At 70.8% G+C, this 20,073-nt stretch carries 14 protein-coding genes; 12 read left to right on the forward strand and 2 right to left on the reverse strand.

What is annotated here, in order from left to right; all coding sequences use genetic code 11:
- The first annotated feature begins 82 nt into the window (after positions 1–82).
- The 11 genes from JR065_RS03155 (at position 83) to pbpC (ending at position 17,610) form a co-directional block, all read left to right on the forward strand.
- On the forward strand, positions 83–337 hold the full coding sequence (locus JR065_RS03155) for a ribbon-helix-helix domain-containing protein (protein WP_206232017.1): 255 nt from the start codon (positions 83–85) through the stop codon (positions 335–337).
- A gap of 126 nt (positions 338–463) precedes the next feature.
- Positions 464–925, forward strand: a complete 462-nt coding sequence (locus JR065_RS03160; RefSeq protein WP_206232026.1) for an SRPBCC family protein — start codon at positions 464–466, stop codon at positions 923–925.
- Positions 926–949: 24 nt separating this feature from the next.
- Entirely contained in the window at positions 950–2,140 is a 1,191-nt protein-coding gene (gene prpF, locus JR065_RS03165; RefSeq protein ID WP_206232027.1) for a 2-methylaconitate cis-trans isomerase PrpF, read from the forward strand.
- A gap of 291 nt (positions 2,141–2,431) precedes the next feature.
- The gene (locus tag JR065_RS03170) at positions 2,432–4,666 is read left to right on the forward strand and encodes a TonB-dependent receptor (protein WP_206232029.1); all 2,235 of its coding nucleotides are present in this window, start codon (positions 2,432–2,434) and stop codon (positions 4,664–4,666) included.
- Between the two features lie 139 nt (positions 4,667–4,805).
- Positions 4,806–5,837, forward strand: a complete 1,032-nt coding sequence (locus JR065_RS03175) for a nucleoside hydrolase (protein WP_206232031.1) — start codon at positions 4,806–4,808, stop codon at positions 5,835–5,837.
- A gap of 713 nt (positions 5,838–6,550) precedes the next feature.
- Positions 6,551–11,500 (forward strand): alpha-2-macroglobulin family protein, encoded by a 4,950-nt coding sequence (locus JR065_RS03180; protein ID WP_206232033.1) that lies wholly within the window; start codon positions 6,551–6,553, stop codon positions 11,498–11,500.
- A gap of 112 nt (positions 11,501–11,612) precedes the next feature.
- Complete coding sequence (locus JR065_RS03185) at positions 11,613–12,407, forward strand: CPBP family glutamic-type intramembrane protease (protein WP_206232035.1); 795 nt, start codon at positions 11,613–11,615, stop codon at positions 12,405–12,407.
- A 125-nt stretch (positions 12,408–12,532) separates the two neighbouring features.
- On the forward strand, positions 12,533–13,690 hold the full coding sequence (locus JR065_RS03190; protein WP_206232037.1) for an MFS transporter: 1,158 nt from the start codon (positions 12,533–12,535) through the stop codon (positions 13,688–13,690).
- Positions 13,691–13,714: 24 nt separating this feature from the next.
- Positions 13,715–14,371 carry an HAD family hydrolase gene (locus tag JR065_RS03195; RefSeq protein ID WP_206232039.1) on the forward strand — a complete coding sequence of 219 codons (657 nt, stop codon included), beginning with the start codon at positions 13,715–13,717 and terminating at the stop codon, positions 14,369–14,371.
- Positions 14,368–15,171, forward strand: a complete 804-nt coding sequence (locus JR065_RS03200) for a DeoR/GlpR family DNA-binding transcription regulator (RefSeq protein WP_206232041.1) — start codon at positions 14,368–14,370, stop codon at positions 15,169–15,171. The genes JR065_RS03195 and JR065_RS03200 overlap by 4 nt, the downstream gene beginning before the upstream one ends.
- Before the next feature lie 21 nt (positions 15,172–15,192).
- Positions 15,193–17,610 carry a penicillin-binding protein 1C gene (pbpC, locus tag JR065_RS03205; RefSeq protein ID WP_206232043.1) on the forward strand — a complete coding sequence of 806 codons (2,418 nt, stop codon included), beginning with the start codon at positions 15,193–15,195 and terminating at the stop codon, positions 17,608–17,610.
- Between the two features lie 652 nt (positions 17,611–18,262).
- Here pbpC and JR065_RS03210 read toward each other — a convergent pair.
- Positions 18,263–18,838, reverse strand: a complete 576-nt coding sequence (locus JR065_RS03210; RefSeq protein WP_206232044.1) for a ferritin-like domain-containing protein — start codon at positions 18,836–18,838, stop codon at positions 18,263–18,265.
- A gap of 35 nt (positions 18,839–18,873) precedes the next feature.
- Positions 18,874–19,356 (reverse strand): peroxiredoxin, encoded by a 483-nt coding sequence (locus JR065_RS03215; RefSeq protein WP_206232046.1) that lies wholly within the window; start codon positions 19,354–19,356, stop codon positions 18,874–18,876.
- A 164-nt stretch (positions 19,357–19,520) separates the two neighbouring features.
- Between JR065_RS03215 and JR065_RS03220 the strand changes: the two genes are divergently transcribed.
- The gene (locus JR065_RS03220; protein WP_206232048.1) at positions 19,521–19,982 is read left to right on the forward strand and encodes an Hsp20/alpha crystallin family protein; all 462 of its coding nucleotides are present in this window, start codon (positions 19,521–19,523) and stop codon (positions 19,980–19,982) included.
- Positions 19,983–20,073 lie beyond the last annotated feature (91 nt).

Consider the following 20,073-nt stretch of genomic DNA (forward strand, 5'->3'; position numbering starts at 1 on the left):
GGCATTCTCGAAAGGAACCGCCCACGGCTTGCGCCTGCGGGCTGGCGATGCAGAATTCGGCAATCTTCCGTTGGGGGTGTGTATGGCGACCAAGAACATCTCCTCGTCCGATGAACGCAAGCCGTTCGTGGACCAGCAGGTGGCCGAACACGCCTGCGGTTCAAGCGGCGAGTCCGTGTGCGAGTTGATCCACGGGCAGCGCGACGCGGAAGAACTCCGTGGCGCGCTGCTGGAGGGAGCCGATTCCGGCCCGGCCACGGCGCTGGAACCGGATTTCTTCGACATGACGCGCAAGCGGGCTAGGGATCGGGCCTTTCGCGGCAGCCAGTCTGCATGAACCCCGCAGCATGCTGCAGCGCTTCACGCAGGATGTCCTGGCAGTGTCGAAACCGGCCCGCCCCGTTCGTCGGTGTCACGAGCGCATGCAATCCTGCCTGCGCCATCCACCGATGAGGAACCCACCATGAGCAACGGCACTACCGGCACCGTCCGCCTGCACCGCGTCCTGCGCGCACCGGCCGAGCGCATCTACCGCGCGTTCCTGGAGCCGGCGGCGCTGGCCAAATGGCTGCCGCCGCACGGCTTCACCGCCACCGTGCATTCGCTGGACGCGCGCGTGGGCGGCAGCTTCCGGATGTCCTTCACCAACCTGGGCACCGGCGCCAGCCAGTCCTTCGGCGGCACCTACCTGGAACTGGTGCCGGGCGAGCTGATCCGCCACACCGACACGTTCGACAACCCGGGCCTGCCCGGCGAGATGCGGGTGACGGTCAGGCTGCGCGCGGTGGCCTGCGGCACCGAACTGGACATCGTCCAGGAGGGCATCCCCGCGCAGATCCCGACCGAGTTCTGCTACCTCGGCTGGCAGGAGTCGCTGGCGTTGCTGGCGCATCTGGTCGAGCCCGAGATTCCCGACAACCCCTGAGCCCTACGCCGACCGGAAACCCCCATGTCCTATGTTCCCCAGCTCCGCATTCCCGCCACCTACATGCGCGGCGGCACCTCCAAGGGCGTGTTCTTCCGGCGGCAGGACCTGCCGGCCGCCGCGCAGGTGCCGGGCGCGGCGCGCGATTCGCTGCTGCTGCGGGTGATCGGCAGCCCCGACCCCTACGCCAAGCAGATCGACGGCATGGGCGGGGCGACGTCCAGCACCAGCAAGGCGGTGATCGTGGCGCCGAGCGAGCGTCCCGGCCACGACGTGGACTACCTGTTCGGCCAGGTGTCGATCGACCGCCCATTCGTGGACTGGAGCGGCAACTGCGGCAACCTGTCCGCGGCGGTGGGCCCGTTCGCGATCGCCAACGGGCTGGTCGATGCGGCGCGCGTGCCGCGCGACGGCGTGGCCAGCGTGCGGATCTGGCAGGCCAACATCGGCAAGAGCATCGTCGCGCACGTGCCGATCGCGGCCGGGCAGGTGCAGGAAACCGGCGATTTCGAACTGGACGGGGTCACCTTCCCGGCGGCCGAGGTGCAGCTGGAATTCCTCGACCCGGCCGCCGACGAGGAGGGGGCCGGCGGCGCGATGTTCCCCACCGGGCGCATCGTCGACGAACTGGACGTGCCCGGCGTGGGCACGCTGCAGGCCACGCTGATCAACGCCGGCATCCCGACCATCTTCATCGACGCCGCCGCCATCGGCTATGCCGGCACCGAACTGCAGGAGCGCATCAACGGCGATGCGCACGCGCTGGCGATGTTCGAGACGATCCGCGCGCATGGCGCGCTGCGCATGGGACTGATCGCCACGCTGGAAGAGGCGGCCACCCGCCAGCACACGCCCAAGGTCGCCTTCGTCGCGCCGCCGGCCGACTACGTCGCCTCCAGCGGCAAGCCGGTCGCCGCCGCCGACATCGACCTGCTGGTGCGGGCGATGTCGATGGGCAAGCTGCACCACGCGATGATGGGCACCGCCGCGGTCGCGATCGGCACCGCCGCGGCGATCCCGGGCACGCTGGTCAACCGCGCCGCCGGCGGCGGCGTGCGCCAGGCGGTGCGTTTCGGCCACCCGTCGGGCACGTTGCGGGTCGGCGCCGAGGCGCGGCAGGTGGACGGGCAGTGGACGGTGGCCAAGGCGATCATGAGCCGCAGCGCGCGGGTGCTGATGGAAGGCTGGGTCCGGGTGCCGGGCGACGTCTGCTGACGCGGCGCGCGCGGGAGACACGGTCTGCCGCGGTCCGGCGGGCACCGGTGTGGCGCGCCTGCCAGCCTCATGTATTCGCTGGCGGCCTGCGCTCCGCCGATCGGGCCGGGCAGGGCACTTCGTGCGCAAGGCGACAGGGCAGCCGATCCGCCCGGCAGGAGGGGATCCGGCATGTTTCGCGGTCCGGCGGCATATGACCGGATCATGCAAACCGCGTGTATTTTGTGTTAATTATGTTGCGACGCGGCAACGCCGCCACGCCCGCTCCTGCCCCTCCCATCCGGAGTTCCCATGTCCGCCAGTTGGTCGCTGCGCACCAGCGCACTTGCCGTAGCCATCGTTTCCTCGTTGTCCTTCTCCGCCGCGGCCCAGCAGGCGGACGGTACCGAGGGGGTCTCCCGCCTGGACGCGGTCAAGGTCACCGCCGAGCGGCGCTCGGAAGATTCCAAGGACGTGCCGGTGTCGGCCAGCGTGCTGCGCCCGGAGTTCCTCGACGCGATCGCCACCAGCGGCTCGGACGTGCGCGTGCTGGCCGGCAAGGCGCCCAGCCTGAACGTCGAATCCTCCAACGGCCGCGTGTTCCCGCGCTTCTACATCCGCGGCTACGGCAATACCGACTTCACCACCTACGCCTCGCAGCCGGTGTCGCTGGTGTACGACGACGTGGTGCTGGAGAACGCCTTCCTGAAGGGCTTCCCGATGTTCGACCTGGACGGGGTGGAAGTGCTGCGCGGCCCGCAGGGCACGCTGTTCGGCCGCAACACCCCGGCCGGCGTGGTCAAGTTCAACTCGGTCAAGCCGGTGATCGGCAGCACCGAGGGCTACGTCAACGTGTCCTACGGCACGCATGCCACCACCTCGCTGGAAGGCGCGGTGAACCTGCCGATCAACGACGCCTGGGCCGCGCGCCTGTCGCTCCTGCAGCAGCACCGCGACGACTGGGTGACCAGCCAGATCACCGGGCAGAAGCTGGAAGGCTACGACGACAACGCGGCCCGCCTGCAGCTGCGGTTCAAGCCCAGCGAGGACTTCGAGGCGCTGTTCAACGGCCACGTGCGCAAGCTCAACGGCACCGCGCGCCTGTTCCGCGCCAACATCTTCCAGTCCGGCAGCAACCAGCTGGCCGACGGCTTCGACCCGGACACGTCCTACATCGACGGCCACAACACCCAGCAGCTGACCACCTACGGCGGCAGCGCCAACCTGAGCTGGAACCTGGGCGACATCGCGCTGCACTCGATCAGCGGCTACGAGGGCATCTCCAAGTACTACAGCCGCGGCGACATCGACGGCGGCTTCGGCCCCGGCGCGTTCGTCGACCCGAGCCAGCCCTCGGGCCCCGGCTTCATCCCGTTCTCGGTGGAGACCGCCGGCGGCATCAAGGGCCTGGACCAGTTCACCCAGGAGCTGCGCGCCGAGTCGCAGTACGCCGGCCCGCTCAACTGGCAGGCCGGCCTGTACTACTTCCACGACGACGTCGAAGGCGAGGCCTACGACTACGACACCATCGGCGGCGGCGGGCTCACCGGCTACGACCTGACCCGGCAGAAGAACACCTCCTGGGCGGTGTTCGGCTCGCTGAACTACCAGGCCACCGAGCAGCTCGACCTGCGCGCCGGCCTGCGCTACACGCACGACAAGAAGACCTTCGACATCCTGGACTGGGACCGCAGCACCGACGCGCCGATCGGCGGGGAGACCAGCGGCTCGAAGGTGACCGGCGACGCCAGCGCCATCTTCGCGCTCAGCGACGACGTCAATCTCTACGCGCGCTTCTCCACCGGCTTCCGCGGCGCCAGCTTCGGCCCGCCGTCCTCGGGCGTGCCGGTGACCGTGGCCGACCCGGAGACCGTCAAGTCCTACGAGGTGGGCGTGAAGGCCGACCTGTTCGACAAGCGCGCGCGGATCAGCTTCGACATCTACAACATGGACATCGAGAACCAGCAGCTGACCGCGGTCGGCGGCACCTCCAACGCCGTGCAGCTGATCAACGCCAAGAAGAGCCAGGCCTATGGCGCCGAGTTCGATTTCGAGGCGCTGCTCACCGAGAACCTGCGCTTCACCCTCAACGGCAGCTACAACCATACCGAGATCAAGGACCGCAACCTGGCCAGCGGGACCTGCTCGGCGTGGGTGTGCACGGTGACCGACCCGGTCAACGCCGACGGCTTCGCGCTGCTGTACGGCAACCCGCTGCCGCAGGCGGCCAAGTGGATCGGCAACGCCACGCTGCGCTACGGCATCCCGGTGGGCGACGACGGCGAGGTGTTCTTCTACACCGACTGGTCGTACCGCAGCGAGGTGAACCTGTTCCTGTACCAGTCGCGCGAGTTCGTCGGCCAGCCGCTGTTCGAGGGCGGCGCCAAGCTCGGCTACACCTGGGCCGCGGGCGCGTACGAAGCGTCGGTGTTCTGCCGCAACTGCACCGACCAGGTCCGCGCGACCGGTGCGATCGACTTCGACAACCTCACCGGCTTCATCAACGAACCGCGCATCTTCGGCGTGCAGTTCCGCGCCACGTTCTGAGCGGCGCATAGCCGAGACCGATAGCGCGACCGCCGGCCAGGGGGCCGGCGGCCCGCGTCCGCGCGGTGCCTGTCGCCGCGGCCGCGGCGCCGCCAGCCGAGCCGCTATGCTGATGCAGCCCTTGCCGATGCGCCTGTCCATGACCCGTTGCCGAATCCGTTGCGCCGTCCTGTCGCTGGTCCTGGCCCTGTTGCCGCTGCCGCTGATCGCCGCCGCGCCGGCGCCGCAGCCGGTGGTGGTCTCCACCGACGTCGGCGACGACATCGACGATGCGTTCGCGCTGGCGCTGCTGCTGCGTAGCCCGGAACTGCAGGTGCTCGGCATCGCCTCGGCATGGGGCGACACCGGGCTGCGTGCGCAGTTGCTGCAGCGCCTGCTGCACCAGGCCGGGCGCGACGATGTCGCGCTGGCGATCGGGCAGCGTACCGCCAGCGGCATTCCCTTCAGCCAAGCGCGCTGGGCCGCGAAGGGCGCATTGCCGCGGCACGCGCCCGACGCCGCCGACTTCATCCTGGCGCAGGCGCGGCGCCATCCCGGGCAGGTCACGCTGCTGGTGCTAGGTCCGTTGACCGACGCGGCGCGCGCGCTCGAACGCGACCGGGAGGGTTTCGCCCAGCTCAAGCGGGTGGTGCTGATGGGCGGCTCGGTGCGCGCCGGCTACGGCAAGTCCGCCTACCGGCCGGCGAATCCGCCGTCGCCCGAATACAACATCGTCGCCGACATCGGCGCCGCGCAGCGCGTGTTCGCCGCCGGCGTGCCGATCGTGATGCTGCCGCTGGACGCCACCCAGGTGACCCTGCAGGAGCCGGAGCGGGTGGCGCTGTTCGCCCATGGCGATGCGCTGACCGACGCGCTGGCGCAGCTGTACTACCAGTGGCGCGACACCGACCAGCCGTGGGCCAGCGCGTCGCCGACGCTGTTCGACGTGGTGCCGGTGGCGTGGCTGCTCGATCCGGGCCTGTGCCCGACCGTGCCGCTGCGCATCGTCGTCGACGACCGAGGCTACACGCGCGAGGTGCCGCCCGGCGCGGGCATGACGGATGGCGCTGCAGCCGGGGGCGACTCGGTGGATGGCGGCCATGCGACGCCAGCCGCCGCCAACGCACAGGTCTGCCTGGCGCTGGACCGGCCGCGGCTGACTGCGCTGTACATGCAGCGCCTGTTGCGCTGAGGCGTCTCGGCGAGCGCGCCACTCCGTTCGTCGCGGCTGAAGCCGCTCCTACAGGGGCTGCGGCCAACCCACCGGGCGCACTGTAGGAGCGGCTTCAGCCGCGACCTATCGCCGGAACGGTGCAGTCCAGCTCCGTTCGTCGCGACTTGAAGTCGCTCCCACAGGGACTTGCGGCCAACCAGCCGGGTGCACTGTAGGACTTCAGCCCCGACCGATTACCGAAACCGCCGGGGTCCAGGTTCCGTTCGTCGCGGCTGAAGCCGCTCCTACAGGGGCTTGCGGCCAACCCACCGGGTGCACTGTGGGAGCGGCTTCAGCCGCGACCTATCGCCGGAACGGTGGCGGTCCAGGCTCCGTTCGTCGCGACTGAAGTCGCTCCCACAGGGAGACTTCCCGGCGCTGCCGGCGGGTACTTTGTGGGAGGGACTTCAGTCCCGACTGCATCCAGATTGAGCGAGCCTGTCGCTGCGCTGGCCGCTTCCGACACTGCTCCCGCGGCGATACAGGCGATGCCGGTGCCGATGCGATGCAGGTAGGCCAAGGCGAGGCGAGCGGATGGCGCCGACGCCAATGCACCCCGCAGTCATGGTCCTTCCACGCCGCCTCCGCACCCCTGGCGGGTGCCGGCAGGCGCCGCGTTCGCAATCTCCACGCCGACCCTCCGGCCGCCGCGCCGGCGTTCTATACTCGCGCCACTTTCACGGAGCGAACACATGCATACGGATTCGAAGCCGCAGCGAAGCTTCCTGCGCGCAGGGTTGTTGGGGACCTTCCTGCTGGGCCTGGCGCTGGCCCTGGGCGGCTGCAAGCGCAACGAATCCGGGCAACTTCCCGACGCCAGCGGCGAGCCGGTCAAGGGGCAGAAGGAAGCGATCAAGGGCTTCGGCCTGGTCCGCGCCTACCCGGACCAGCAGAGCGACGGCCTGACCCTGGCGCTGGAGTTCTCGCGCCCGCTGGTCGGCACCCAGGACTTCGACAAGCTGCTGCGCTTCGAGGAGAAGGTCGGCACCGACGAGAGCGCCTGGTCGCTGTCCGACGACGGCAAGACCCTGCGCTATCCGTTCGTCGAGGCGGCCAAGGCCTACACCGTGCTGATCTCGGCCGACCTGCTCGCCGCCGACGGCAACCGCCTCGGCAAGCCGCTGAAGCAGAAGGTCTATACCGGCGAACTGGAGCCGGCGGTCGGCTTCGCCTCGCAGGGCAGCGTGCTGCCGGCGCGGGAGAGCCGGGGCCTGCCGGTGGTGTCGGTCAACGTGCCGGAAGTGGACGTGGAGTTCATGCGGGTCAAGGAAGGTTCGCTGCCGGCGTTCTTCGCCCAGTACCAGCGCGGCGGCCGCCGCGGCAGCTGGGAACTGGACAGCGACTACAGCGACCACACCCCGATCGCGCAGCTGGCCGAGTCGGTCTACGTCAACCGTTTCGTGCTCGGCGGCGAGCAGAACGAGCGCGCGCTGACCTACCTGCCGATCCAAGACATCAAGGAACTGCAGGAGCCGGGCCTGTACTTCGCAGTGATGAAGCGCCCGGGGCGCTTCGAGGGCGAGTACGACACCGCGTTCTTCACCGTCAGCGACATCGGCCTGCACGCGCGCGCCTACAAGGACAAGCTGTTCGTGCACACCGCCTCGCTGCAGAGCGGCGAGGCGCTGAAGAAGGTGGAGCTGCGCATCCTCGACGCCAAGGGCGAGCTGTTCCTGAAGGGCGAGACCGACGGCAACGGCAACGCGTTGCTGAACTACACGCTCGACGCCGGCCAGGTGCTGGTGGCGCGCACCGGCAACGACGTGTCGATGCTGCCGTTCAACCAGCCGGCGCTGGACCTGAGCGAGTTCGCCGTGTCCGGGCGCGAGAACGCGTGGTTCGACGTGTTCGCCTGGTCCGGCCGCGACCTGTACCGCCCCGGCGAGACCGTGCGCGTGTCGGCGCTGCTGCGCGACAACGACGGCAAGCCGGTCGCCGCCAGCGGCAAGGGCGCGCAGCCGGCCGGTACCCAGCCGGTGTTCCTGCGGCTGAAGCAGCCCGACGGCAAGATCTTCCGCGAGACCCGGCTGCTGCCGGGCGAGCAGGGCTATTTCAGCTTCGAGCAGGCCATCCCGGTCGACGCGCCGACCGGCCGCTGGCAGGTGGAATTCCGCACCGATCCGGCCAGCCAGGAAGCGGTGCAGGGCATGACCCTGCGCATCGAGGAATTCCTGCCCGAGCGCATGAAGCTGGACCTGGACAGCGCGCAGAAGACGCTCAAGCCGGGCGAGCCGCTCAAGCTGCAGGCCACCGCCGCCTACCTGTACGGCGCGCCGGCCGACGGCAACCGCTTCACCGCCAAGCTGGCGGTGATGGTGGAGCAGCATCCGGTCGAGTCGCTGCCGGGCTACTTCTTCGGCGACCCGACGCTGCAGCTGCCGGGCGAAGCCAAGGACGTGGTCGACACCGAGTTCGGCGCCGACGGCAAGATCGCCGAGGACCTGGCGTTGCCGGACGAGGCCAAGCCGGTCACCCCGATCGCCGCGATGGTCTCCGGCAGCGTCTACGAGACCGGCGGGCGCACCGTCACCCGCACGCTCAAGCGCGTGCTGTGGCCGGCGCCGGCGCTGGTCGGCGTGCGCCCGCTGTTCGACGACACCGACGGTGCCGACGCCAACGCCAGCGCGCGCTTCGAGCTCACCCGCGTCGACGCGCAGGGCAAGCCGCAGCCGGCCAAGGGCCTGAAGGTGACCCTGGTGCGCGAACTGCGCGACTACCACTGGGCGTTCAACGACAACCGCTGGGACTACGACTTCACCCGCCGCTTCGAGAACAAGCAGACGCTCACCGTGGATGCCGGCGCCACGGCGGCCAAGTTCGACTTCCCGGTGGAGTGGGGCGAATACCGCGTGGACGTGTTCGACCCGTCCACCGGCCTGACCGCGCGCTATCCGTTCCGCGCCGGCTGGAGCTGGAACGACGACAACCGCGGCCTGGACGCGCGCCCGGACAAGGTCAAGCTGGCGCTGGACAAGACCGGCTACAAGGCCGGCGACACGATGAAGGTGACGCTGACCCCGCCGCATGCCGGCCGCGGCGTGCTGATGGTCGAAAGCGACAAGATGCTCTACGTGCAGGACATCGACGTGAAGCCGGGCAGCAGCTTCGAGATCCCGGTGAGCAAGGAGTGGGAACGCCACGACGTGTACGTGACCGCGCTGGTGTTCCGCGGCGGCTCGGCGCCGAGCAAGATCACCCCGGCGCGCGCGGTGGGCGTGGCCCACGTGCCGATGGAGCGCAAGGGGCGGCGCGTGGCGGTGGGCCTGGTCGCACCGAAGCAGATGCGCCCGGAGCAGCCGCTGCCGGTGACGGTCAGCGTGCCGGAGCTGGCCGGCAAGCAGGCGCACGTGACCATCTCGGCGGTGGACGTGGGCATCCTCAACATCACCCGCTTCCCGGTGCCCGACGCCAACGCGCAGTTCTTCGCGCAGCGGCGCCTGGGCGTGGACGCCTACGACATCTACGGCCGGGTGATCGAGAGCTTCGACGGCACCACCGGCAAGCTGCGCTTCGGCGGCGACATGGCCCTGGCGGCGCTGCCGCAGGCCAAGCGCCCGACCGCGCGGGTGCAGACCGTTGACCTGTTTTCCGGCTCGGTGAAGCTCGATGCCAAGGGCAACGCGCGGGTGCAGCTGCCGGTGCCGGACTTCAACGGCACGCTGCGGGTGTCGGCGCTGGTGTACTCGGACGAGCGCTACGGCAACCGCGACGTGGAGACGCTGGTGCGCGCGCCGATCGTGGCCGAGGCCAGCATGCCGCGGGTGATGGCGCCGGGCGACCGCAGCACGGTCACCCTGGACGTGCAGAACTTCACCGGCCAGGCCGGCGAGTTCAAGGTGCAGGTGGACGGCGAAGGCCCGCTGGCGATCGCCGAAAACGCGCGCAGCGCCAAGCTGGGCAAGGACGCCAAGACCACGCTGAGCTTCCCGCTGGTCGCGCAGGAAGGCTATACCGTGGCCAAGGTGCGGGTGCGGGTGAACGGCAACGGCTTCCAGGTGGACCGCCGCTACGACCTGCCTGTGCGCGCAGCGTGGCCGTCGGTGCTGCGTTCGCAGACCCGCGTGCTCGATCCGCTGGCGCCGGTGACCCTGGGCGCAGCCGACGCCGACGGGCTGATGACCGGCTCGGTCAACGCGCGCATGCTGGTCAGCGCGTTGCCGCCGATCCCGTTCGCCAGCGCGCTGGACGGCGCGCTGAACTACCCGTACGGCTGCGCCGAGCAGACCACCAGCAAGGGCTACGCCGCGCTGCTGCTCGACGACGCCACCGCCAAGTTGCTCGGCGCCAAGGGCTTGAGCGCGGCGCTGCGCCGCGAGCGCATGGAAGGCGCGTTCGGGCGGTTGGCCTCGATGCAGATCTCCAGCGGCCACTTCTCGATGTGGGGCGACGACGGCTACGTCAATCCGGGCCTGACCCCGTACATCGCCGAGTTCCTGCTCGACGCCAAGGACGCCGGTTTCGCGGTGCCCGACAACGTGCTGCAGAAGGCCCTGAACCGTCTCAGCGAGGACCTGCTGTCCGGCGGCAACAACTTCTACGGCCAGGACAACCGCGAGAACCTGAAGTTCGCCAACCAGGCCTATTCCGGCTACGTGCTGGCGCGGGTCAACCGCGCGCCGCTGGGCACGCTGCGCGCGCTGTACGACAACGAACGCGGCAAGGCGCTGACCGGCCTGTCGCTGGTGCACCTGGGCGTGGCGCTGTCGCTGCAGGGCGACAAGAAGCGCGGCGAAGCGGCGATCAAGGCCGGCTTCGGCAAGGACAGCGCCGACCGTCCGCGCTACTTCGGCGACTACGGCAGCGCGGTCCGCGACGACGCGCTGATGATCGCGCTGCTGCACGAGCGCGGGCTGGCCAAGCCGGAATACGACGGCCGCGCCGTCGCGCTCGGCCGCGAGCTGGACGTGCGCCGCCGCAGCGGCTGGCTGTGGCTGAGCACGCAGGAGCAGGTGGCGCTGGCGCGCATGGGCAAGGCGCTGGTGGCCAACCAGACCAAGCTGGTGTCCGGGCAGCTGAGCATCGGCGACAGCAGCGAGGCGATCGCCGCGGCCAAGGCGTTCGGCCGCCAGTTCGGCGACGCCGAGCTGGCGCGCGGGGTCAGCTTCGTGCCGCAGGGCGAAGCGCCGATGTACGCCAGCCTGGACGTGGCCGGCATCCCGCGCAACGCGCCGGAGGTGGACGAGAGCACGCTGAAGGTGGAGCGGCAGTGGTACGGCACCGACGGCAAGCCGTGGACGCCGCGGCCGCTGAAGGAAGGCGAGGCGCTGATCGTGCGGGTGAGCATCACCTCCGGCGTGGCCATGCCCGACGCGCTGCTGACCGACCTGCTGCCGGCCGGCCTGGAGATCGAGAACTTCAACCTGGGCGATGCCGAGCAGTGGGCCGACGTGGTGGTGGACGGCATCGAGATCAGCGACCGTTCCGAGGCGGCCGAAGTCAAGCACGAGGAATTCCGCGACGACCGCTACGTGGCCGCGCTGAGCCTGTCCTCGGGCGACAAGGCGCAGGTGTTCTACCTGGTGCGCGCGGTGACCCCGGGCACCTACACCGTGCCGCCGCCGCTGGTGGAGGACATGTACCGTCCCGACCTGCGCGGCGTCGGCCGCAGCACGCCGGCCACGATCACGGTGGTGCAGCCGTAAGGCCCGCTGGACCGCGCCCGCATCGTGCGGGCGCGTTCCGAGGCGCCGCGGAATACCCGCCGCCGCACCATCGCGGCCACGCTCCGACCATTGGCATTTGCGGAGGATGTCCATGCCTTCTTCTCCCGTCCCGCGCACCCTCGGCCGTGGCATCGCCTGGCTGGCGGTGCTGTCGATCGCACTGCAGGTCCGCGACATCGCCGCGGCCGTCGGCATGCCGATCCCCCGCTTCCCGTTCGCCTACGGCGGCGCGATCCTCGACAACCTGCTCGGCATCGCGCTGGTGCTGGTGGCTGCGGCCTGCCTGCATCCGGGCACGATGGCGGCCGGCGTCGCGCAACTGGGGCTGCGCTGGCGCGGCGCGCGCGGCCCGATGCTGACCCTGCTGGCCACGGTGCCGTGCTGGCTGGGCTTGTGGACGCAGGCGCACTCGGTGGGCATCGACGACCTGCGCGGGTTCCTGCTGCTGGCGTTGCTGTTCCCGTTCGCCGAGGAACTCATATTCCGCGGCTTCGGTTTCGTGTTCGCGTGCCGTTCGCTGCACTGGCGCGCAGGGGTGCCGGCCTTGCTGCAGGCGCTGGTGTTCGCTGGCGTGCACTGGCTGGGCGCCGGCGGCGGGGGCGGCGAAGCGCTGCTGATCTTCGCCATCACCTTCGTCGGTGCATTGGCCTTCGCCATCGTCGATGCGCAGGACGGCTACTCGATCTGGAGCGGCTGGGTATTGCATGCCTCGCTCAACGCGGCGTGGATGGTGTTCGCCGTGTCCGATTCGGCCGCCAGCGGCGGGATCGGCATCGCGCTGCGGCTGGGCGCGATCCTGTTGGCGATGCTGCTGCTGCGCTGGGGTATGGGGAGCAGGCGCCAAGCCGGCGAAGGCGGGGACGTGCGGGCGCGCCCGTCGGCATAGCGCGGGTTCGCAGCGGCAGGCGTGGCGAATGGACGCTGATCGCTGTCTGCAAGTTTATGCATGTTGTTGCATGATTGTGCATGTTGCCCTAAAGTCAGCGCATGTCACACCAACCGCAGATCCCCATGGACGGCCAATCCCGCTCCTTTTCCGATGTCGCCGCCCGCCCGGCGATCCATGCCACCCGCTGGGTATTCTTGCTGTCCGGCATCGCGATGGCCGCGTGGGCGCCGATGGTGCCGTACGTGAAGGCGCGTTTCGCGCTGGACGAGGCCACCCTGGGCCTGGTGCTGCTCGCCTTCGGCGGCGGCTCGATCGTGGCGATGCCGTTGTCCGGCGTGCTCAGCCACCGCTTCGGCAGCCGCGCGGTGATGGTCGTCTCCGGGCTGGCGTTGTGCCTGGGCCTGCCGCTGGTGGCGCTGGCGCCGAGCCTGCCGGCCGTGGTCGCCGCGCTGCTGTACTTCGGTGCCGCGCTCGGCGCGCTGGACGTGGCGATGAACGCGCATGGCGTGGAGGCCGAGAAGCGCGTCGGGCGTCCGGTGATGTCCAGTTTCCACGGCGTGTTCAGCGTCGGCGGGCTGACCGGCGCGGCCGCGATGAGCGCGCTGCTGGCCATCGGCACGCCGCTGTTTGCGGCCACCCTCGCGGTGTCGGCGCTGTTGCTGGTGCTGCTGCTGTGGCAGCGCTCCGGCCTGCTGGCGGTCGCGGCCGGCGACCACCAGCAGCGCACCCCGCTGCGCCTGCCGCGCGGGGTGGTGCTGGTGCTCGCCGCGCTGTGCTTCATCTGCCTGCTCGCCGAAGGCGCGATGCTCGACTGGAGCGCGGTGCTGCTGCGCGATTTCCACGGCGTGGACACGCGCTACGCCGGCGTCGGCTATGCGCTGTTCTCGGTGGCGATGGCGGCCGGCCGTTTCGGCGGCGACCGCGTGGTCGCGCGCATCGGCCAGCCGGCGATGCTGGCGGCCGGCGCCTCGCTGGCCGCCTGCGGCCTGCTGCTGGCTACGCAGCTGCCCGGCCTGGCCAGCGGCCTGATCGGCTACGCGCTGGTCGGCCTGGGCGTGTCCAACCTGGTGCCGATCCTGTTCGGCGCCGCCGGGCGCCTGCCCGGCACCTCGCCGGCGGTGGCGATCGCGGCGCTGACCACGCTCGGCTACACCGGCCTGCTCGCCGGCCCGGCGCTGATCGGCTTCCTCGCCCATGCCAGCAGCCTGCCGACCGCGCTGCTGGCGGTGGCCGGGCTGTTGCTGCTGGTGGCGATGGGCTCGCGCCTGTTGCGGCACTGACCGGACCCAAGGAGAACCCCCGCCATGCCATCCCCTTCCGCGCACGCACCGGACACGGTGATCTTCGACCTCGGCGGCGTGCTGATCGACTGGAACCCGCGCCACCTGTACCGGCAGCTGTTCGACGACCACGACGAGATGGAGCGCTTCCTCGCCGAGGTGTGCTCGCCGCAGTGGAACGAACGCCAGGATGCCGGGCGGCCGTGGCGCGAGGCGGTCGCCGAGCTGAGCGCGCTGCACCCGGCGCGCGCCGAGCTGATCGCCGCCTACCACCACCGCTGGGAGGAGACGCTCGGCGGCCCGATCGAGGCCAGCGTGCAGATCCTGGAGGAGTTGCACGCGCAGGGCGTGCGCCTGTACGCGCTGACCAACTGGTCGCAGGAGACCTTCCCGATCGCGCTGCAGCGCTATGCGTTCCTGCAGCGCTTCGCCGGCATCCTGGTCTCCGGGCAGGAGCGGCTGGTGAAGCCGGACGCGGCGATCTTCGCGCTGCTGCTGTCGCGCTACGCGATCGACCCGGCGCGCGCGGTGTTCATCGACGACGCGCCGCGCAACGTGCACGCGGCCGCCGCGCTGGGCCTGCACGCGCTGCAGTTCCGCGACGCGGCCACGCTGCGCGCCGAGCTGCGCGCGCTGGGGCTGCCGCTGCGCGGCGCCGGTGTCGACGGGCAGGGCGCATGAACGCCGCCGCCGACACGCTGCCGCAGGAACGCCAGCAGGCCATCCTGCAACGCCTGCGCGAGCACGGCCGGGTCGTGGCCACGGAGCTGGCCGCCGCGTTCGCGGTGTCGGAGGACTCGATCCGCCGCGACCTGCGCGAGCTCGCCGCGCAGGGCCTGTGCCGCCGCGTCTATGGCGGCGCGTTGCCGCCCACGCCCGGTTTCGTGCCGCTGCCGCAGCGGCGCGAGGAGCATGCCGAACGCAAGCGCGCGCTGGCGCAGGCCGCCGCGGCGCTGGTGCGGCCCGGCCAGGTGCTGCTGATCGACGCCGGCTCCACCAACAGCGCCATCGCCGCCGCGCTGCCGTCGCGGCAGCAGCTGACCGTGGTCACCAACGCACCGGACATCGCCCAACTGCTGATGCCGCGCGAGGGGTTCGAGATCCTGCTGATCGGCGGCCGCGTCGATCCGCGCATCGGCGCGGCGGTAGGCGCGCAGGCGCTGCAGCAGCTGCGCCAGGTCCGCGCCGACCTGTGCTTTCCCGGCGCCTGCGCGATCGATGCCGAACGCGGGTTGTGGGGCATGGATGGCGAGGAAGCGCTGTTCAAGCGCGCGATGGTCGAGGCCAGCGGCGAGACCGCGGTGGTGGTCACCCTGGACAAGCTCGGCGCGCATGCGCCGCACCTGGTGGCCGCGGTCGCGGCGATCGATCACCTGGTGGTGGAGCACGACGCGCCGCAGGCGCTGTGCGCGGCGTTCCTGGCGCAGGCGGTGCAATTGCACCGCGCGGATGCGCCGGCGCCGCCGCAACGGGCAAAATAGCCGCTTCCACCGGGAGCCCGCATGTCACAGGACGTACCCGCCGCCGCGCCGAAGCCGCGGCGCACCTGGCGCTGGACGCGCCTGTTGCCGCGGCCGCGTTGGGGCGTGCTGCGCTGGGGCGCGGTGGCGCTGCTGTCCACGCTGCTGGTCCTGGACCTGGCGTTCCCGCTGCCGCTGCCGCGCTCGCGCGACACCAGCACGCTGGTGGTGTCGGCCGACGGCACGCCGCTGCGCGCGTTCGCCGACGTGCAGGGCGTGTGGCGCTACCCGGCGCGCCCGGAGCAGGTCTCGCCGCTGTACCTGCAGGCGCTGCTGAACTACGAGGACCGCTGGTTCTGGCACCACCCCGGGGTCAACCCGTGGGCGCTGGCGCGCGCCGGCAAGCAGTGGCTGTTCTCGCGGCGCATCGTCTCCGGCGGCTCCACGCTGAGCATGCAGGTCGCGCGCATCCTGGACCGCTCGGCGGACAGCCGGCGCACGCGCACGCCGTGGGGCAAGCTCAGGCAGCTGCTGCGCGCGCTGCAACTGGAAGCGCACCTGAGCAAGCGCCAGATCCTCACCCTGTACCTGGAGCGCGCGCCGTACGGCGGCACCATCGAAGGGGTGGAGGCGGCGAGCTGGGCGTACCTGGGCAAGCCGGCGGCCAAGCTGTCGCACGCCGAGGCCGCGCTGCTCGCGGTGCTGCCGCAGTCGCCGAGCCGGCTGCGCCCGGACCGCCATCCCGAGGCCGCGCGCGCCGCGCGCGACAAGGTGCTCGAGCGCATGGTCGAACTCGGGGTGTGGTCGCGCGCGCAGGTGGACGATGCGCGCATCGAGCCGGTGGTGGCGCGCTCGCTGCAGACCCCGCTGCACGCCGCGCTGCTGGCCGAGCGCCTGCGCCGCCAGCAGCCGCGCCACGCGCGCATCGTCTCCACCATCGACGCCGACCTGCAGCGCACCCTGGAAGAGCGGGTCGGCGCGTATTTCTCGCAGCTGCCCGAGCGCACCTCGGCCGCGCTGCTGGTGGTCGACAACCGCACGCTGGAGGCGCGCGCCTACATCGGCTCGGTGGCCTTCGGCGACCGCAAGCGGCTGGGCGACGTGGACATGGTGCAGGCCTGGCGCTCGCCCGGCTCCACGCTCAAGCCGTTCCTGTACGGCATGGCCCTGGACGATGGCCTGATCCATTCGGAGAGCCTGCTGGTCGATGCGCCGCAGAGTTTCGGCGACTACCGGCCGGGCAACTTCGACGAGGCGTTCAACGGCCCGGTCGGCGCGGCCAGCGCGCTGCGGCTGTCGCTGAACGTGCCGGCGGTGGACCTGCTCGACCGGGTCGGCCCGGCGCGGTTCGCCGCGCGCCTGAGCAACGCCGGCATCGGGCTGAAGTTCCCGCACGGCAGCACGCCGAACCTGGCGCTGATCCTGGGCGGCACCGGCGCGCAGCTGGAGGAGCTGGTCGGCGCGTTCGCCGCGCTCAACCGCGACGGCATCGCCGGGCACGTGCGCTACACGCCCGGCGACACGCTCATCGAGCGCCGGCTGATGTCGCCCGGGGCGGCGTGGATCGTGCGCGAAGTGCTGGAAGCCAATCCGCGCCCCGGCTACGGCGTGGGCACCTTCGACGTCGGCGCGCGCCCGCGGGTGGCCTGGAAGACCGGCACCAGCTACGGCTACCGCGACGCCTGGGCGATCGGTGGCACCCGCCGCTACACCGTCGGGGTGTGGGTCGGGCGTCCGGACGGCACCCCGCTGCCCGGCCAGTACGGCGCGGTGACCGCGCTGCCGTTGATGTTCGAGACCATCGACAGCCTGCCGCGCGCGCGTGGCGACAACGCCGCGCGGCCGCTGCCGGCCAGCGTACAACAGGTGGACGTGTGCTGGCCGCTGGGCATCGCCGCCGCGCAGACCCCGCCCGCCCTGTGCCAGCGGCGCTTTTCCGCCTACGCGCTGGAAGGCGCGGTGCCGCCGACCTTCGCCGAGCGCGACGCGCGGCTGTGGGGCGCCGGCCGCGAGCGCATCCAGGTCGACGCGCACAGCGGCCTGCGCCTGTCGCCGGACTGCGCCAGGCCGCACGTGGCCAGGGACGTGGAGATCGCGCGCTGGCCGGCGCTGCTGACCCCATGGCTGCGCGCCGGCGAGCGCCAGGCGGCGCAGCTGCCGGCGCTGTCGCCGGACTGCCGCGCCGACGGCCGCGGCGGCGCGGGCGTGCTGCGCATCGAAGGCCTCAACGACCGCGCCACGCTGGCGCGCGCGCCCGGCAGCGCGCGCGGCGTGCGCCTGCAGGTGCGTGCGCTGGGCACCACCGCCGCGGTGGACTGGCTGCTGGACGGGCGCTGGATCGCGCAGACCCAGGGCGCGCGCACCTTCCAGCGCGACTTCGACGAAGCCGGCGAGCACACCCTCACCGCGCTCGCCGCCGATGGCGCGTGGACGCAGTCGCGGTTTCGGGTGTTGCCGTGAGGGGCTGGGGACTCGGGACTCGGGACTCGGGACTCGGGACCAGGGACCAGGGACCAGGGACCAGGGACTCGGCTGCGGGATTCTTGCTCGGGACTCGGGAGCGATTCGGGATTCGGGATTCGCAACGGCGTCGCGTAGATCTGGCTTGAACGGGGAGGTCGGCAGGCCTGGCCTTCGTTTGTGACCGGAAGGGTGCGCGCCTGTTTCCGCAGCACGCACCGGTACCTGTAGGAGGGGCTTCAGCCCCGACAGGATCCGCCGGAAGCCAGCAAGCCTGCCGCTGCGCGCGCCGCGGCTGGAGTCGCGCCTGCAGAGGGCATCGGCAGCAGGCCGGAGCTGCTGCGGAGGGCTTCAGCCCTGGCGGTCCGAAGTCCGCCGCAAGCCTGCCGCTTCGCGCGTCGCGACTGAAGTCGCTCCCACAGGGACGCACCGGTTGCGTGCGAAAAGGCGGGGCCTGCGAACCGCGAACGGCCCGATGTCCTGTCGCGGCATCCTGCGATGGAGAAAGCGTCCGAAGACGCATCTTCGCTGTAGGAGAGGCTTCAGCCGCGACAGCCTTGCCCATGGATCCTGTCGCGGTTGAAACCGCTCCTACAAAAAAGCGGTGCCCGGCGGGTGCCGGGCATGGATTGCATCGCGTACGAGCGGGGAGCTACTTGCCGATCCAGCCTTCCAGCAGATCGGCGAACTCGTCGGCGTGTTCCTCTTCCTGGGCCAGGATCTCTTCCAGGATGCGCTTGGTGGTGGTGTCCTGGTCGCCGACGAAGTTGATCATCTCGCGGTAGCTGTCGATGGCGATGCGCTCGGCGATCAGGTTTTCCTTGACCATGTCGCGCAGGTCTTCGCCTTCCTTGTACTCGGCGTGCGAGCGCGCGGTAAGCGTGTCCGGGTTGAGGTCCGGCTCGCCGCCGAGCTGCACGATGCGTTCGGCGATCTTGTGCGCGTGCGCCTGTTCCTGCTGCGCGTGCTCCAGGAACTCGGCCTTGACCGCGTCGGCGAGCATGCCCTTGGCGGTGAAGTAGTGGCGGTAGTAGCGCAGCACGCACACGTACTCGGTGGCGAGGGCGTCGTTGAGCAGCTTGATCACCGCTTCGCGGTCGGCGCTGTAGCTCTGGGTGATCGCGCCGTCTTCGATGCTCTGGCGCGCGTTGGCGCGCAGCGTGGCGGTATCGGTGAGGCCGGCGGTGCGGTGCAGCGGCTTGGCGTCGTTGGCTGGCTTGTGGGACATGGCTGGCCGGGTTCCTGTGCAGGGGAGGGAATGTCTCAGTCGGGAAGATGCTGCAGCACGTAGTCGGCGGCGGACACCTTGAATTCGCCCGGCGCCTCGACGAACAGCGCGCGCACCACGCCGTCCTCGGCGTACAGCGCGAAGCGGCGCGCACGCACGCCCATGCCGTAGCTGCTGGCGTCCATCTCCAGGCCCATCGCGCGCGCCAGTTCGCCGTTGCCGTCGGACAGCATCTGCAGCCCGTCGGGCACCAGTTGGCTCTTGCCCCAGGCCTGCATCACGAACGGGTCGTTGACCGCCATGCAGTACACGTCGATGCCGCGCTTGCGGAACTCGTCGAAGTGCTCGACGTAGCCGGGCAGGTGCTTCTCCGAGCAGGTCGGGGTGAACGCCCCGGGCACCGCGAACAGCAGCACGCGGTGGCCGTCGAACAGGGTGCGGGTATCCACCGTCTCGACCCCCTCGCGGATGCGCTTGAGGACCACTTCGGGGATGCGTTCGCCGGGCTGGATGGACATGGGCAACTCCTTGGATGAACCGAGTCTAGGAAGGCGAATGGGAAGGTTGCGTCAACGGCTTGAAAACGCGGGCGGGGCACCTATCTGGCAGCCATGGCGACGGGCGCGGCCCGCCGCCGCGGACCAGACCCCAACTACCAAGACCACGTTTCCAGGAGACCACGATGAGCATCGTACGTTACCGCCAGTGGCCGGCTCAGGCCGCGTTCCAGAACGAGATGAAGCAGCTGTTCGACCGGTTCTTCGACCAGGGCGGCGACACCGACGAGTCGGCCGTCGTCACCGCGCAATGGGTGCCGCGCGTGGACATCAAGGAAGAGCCCGAGCGCTTCGTGCTGTTCGCCGACCTGCCGGGCATCGACCCGGCCGACATCGAGGTGTCGATGGACAAGGGCATCCTGTCGATCAAGGGCGAGCGCAAGAGCGAATCGACCACCGACAGCGAGCGCTTCTCGCGGGTGGAACGCCGCTACGGCAGCTTCCACCGCCGCTTCGCGCTGCCCGACAGCGCCGACCCGGAGCAGATCTCGGCCAGCGGCCGCCACGGGGTGCTGGAAGTGCGCATCCCCAAGCGTCCGGCGAGCACGCCGCGGCGGATCCAGGTCGGGACGGAATCGGTGCAGTAACGCGCCGTTCCCGCATCGGCGCCGCTGCGGCGGCGCCGCGCCATCACGGCCCGCCGCTAGAATGGGCGGGCCGATGGTTGACAGCATGCAA

Origin of the sequence: Xanthomonas sp. (assembly GCF_017163755.1) — a bacterium.
In the GTDB taxonomy this organism is placed as follows: Bacteria; Pseudomonadota; Gammaproteobacteria; order Xanthomonadales; family Xanthomonadaceae; genus Xanthomonas_A.

Coding starts and splice junctions, on each gene's coding strand:
- JR065_RS03175 (WP_206232031.1), top strand. CDS start 4,806: ATGACCCGTTGCCGAATCCGTTGCGCCGTCCTGTCGCTGGTCCTGGCC.
- prpF (WP_206232027.1), top strand. CDS start 950: ATGTCCTATGTTCCCCAGCTCCGCATTCCCGCCACCTACATGCGCGGC.
- JR065_RS03155 (WP_206232017.1), top strand. CDS start 83: ATGGCGACCAAGAACATCTCCTCGTCCGATGAACGCAAGCCGTTCGTG.
- JR065_RS03200 (WP_206232041.1), top strand. CDS start 14,368: ATGAACGCCGCCGCCGACACGCTGCCGCAGGAACGCCAGCAGGCCATC.
- JR065_RS03210 (WP_206232044.1), bottom strand. CDS start 18,838: ATGTCCCACAAGCCAGCCAACGACGCCAAGCCGCTGCACCGCACCGCC.
- JR065_RS03160 (WP_206232026.1), top strand. CDS start 464: ATGAGCAACGGCACTACCGGCACCGTCCGCCTGCACCGCGTCCTGCGC.
- JR065_RS03170 (WP_206232029.1), top strand. CDS start 2,432: ATGTCCGCCAGTTGGTCGCTGCGCACCAGCGCACTTGCCGTAGCCATC.
- JR065_RS03190 (WP_206232037.1), top strand. CDS start 12,533: ATGGACGGCCAATCCCGCTCCTTTTCCGATGTCGCCGCCCGCCCGGCG.
- JR065_RS03185 (WP_206232035.1), top strand. CDS start 11,613: ATGCCTTCTTCTCCCGTCCCGCGCACCCTCGGCCGTGGCATCGCCTGG.
- JR065_RS03180 (WP_206232033.1), top strand. CDS start 6,551: ATGCATACGGATTCGAAGCCGCAGCGAAGCTTCCTGCGCGCAGGGTTG.
- pbpC (WP_206232043.1), top strand. CDS start 15,193: ATGTCACAGGACGTACCCGCCGCCGCGCCGAAGCCGCGGCGCACCTGG.
- JR065_RS03195 (WP_206232039.1), top strand. CDS start 13,715: ATGCCATCCCCTTCCGCGCACGCACCGGACACGGTGATCTTCGACCTC.
- JR065_RS03220 (WP_206232048.1), top strand. CDS start 19,521: ATGAGCATCGTACGTTACCGCCAGTGGCCGGCTCAGGCCGCGTTCCAG.
- JR065_RS03215 (WP_206232046.1), bottom strand. CDS start 19,356: ATGTCCATCCAGCCCGGCGAACGCATCCCCGAAGTGGTCCTCAAGCGC.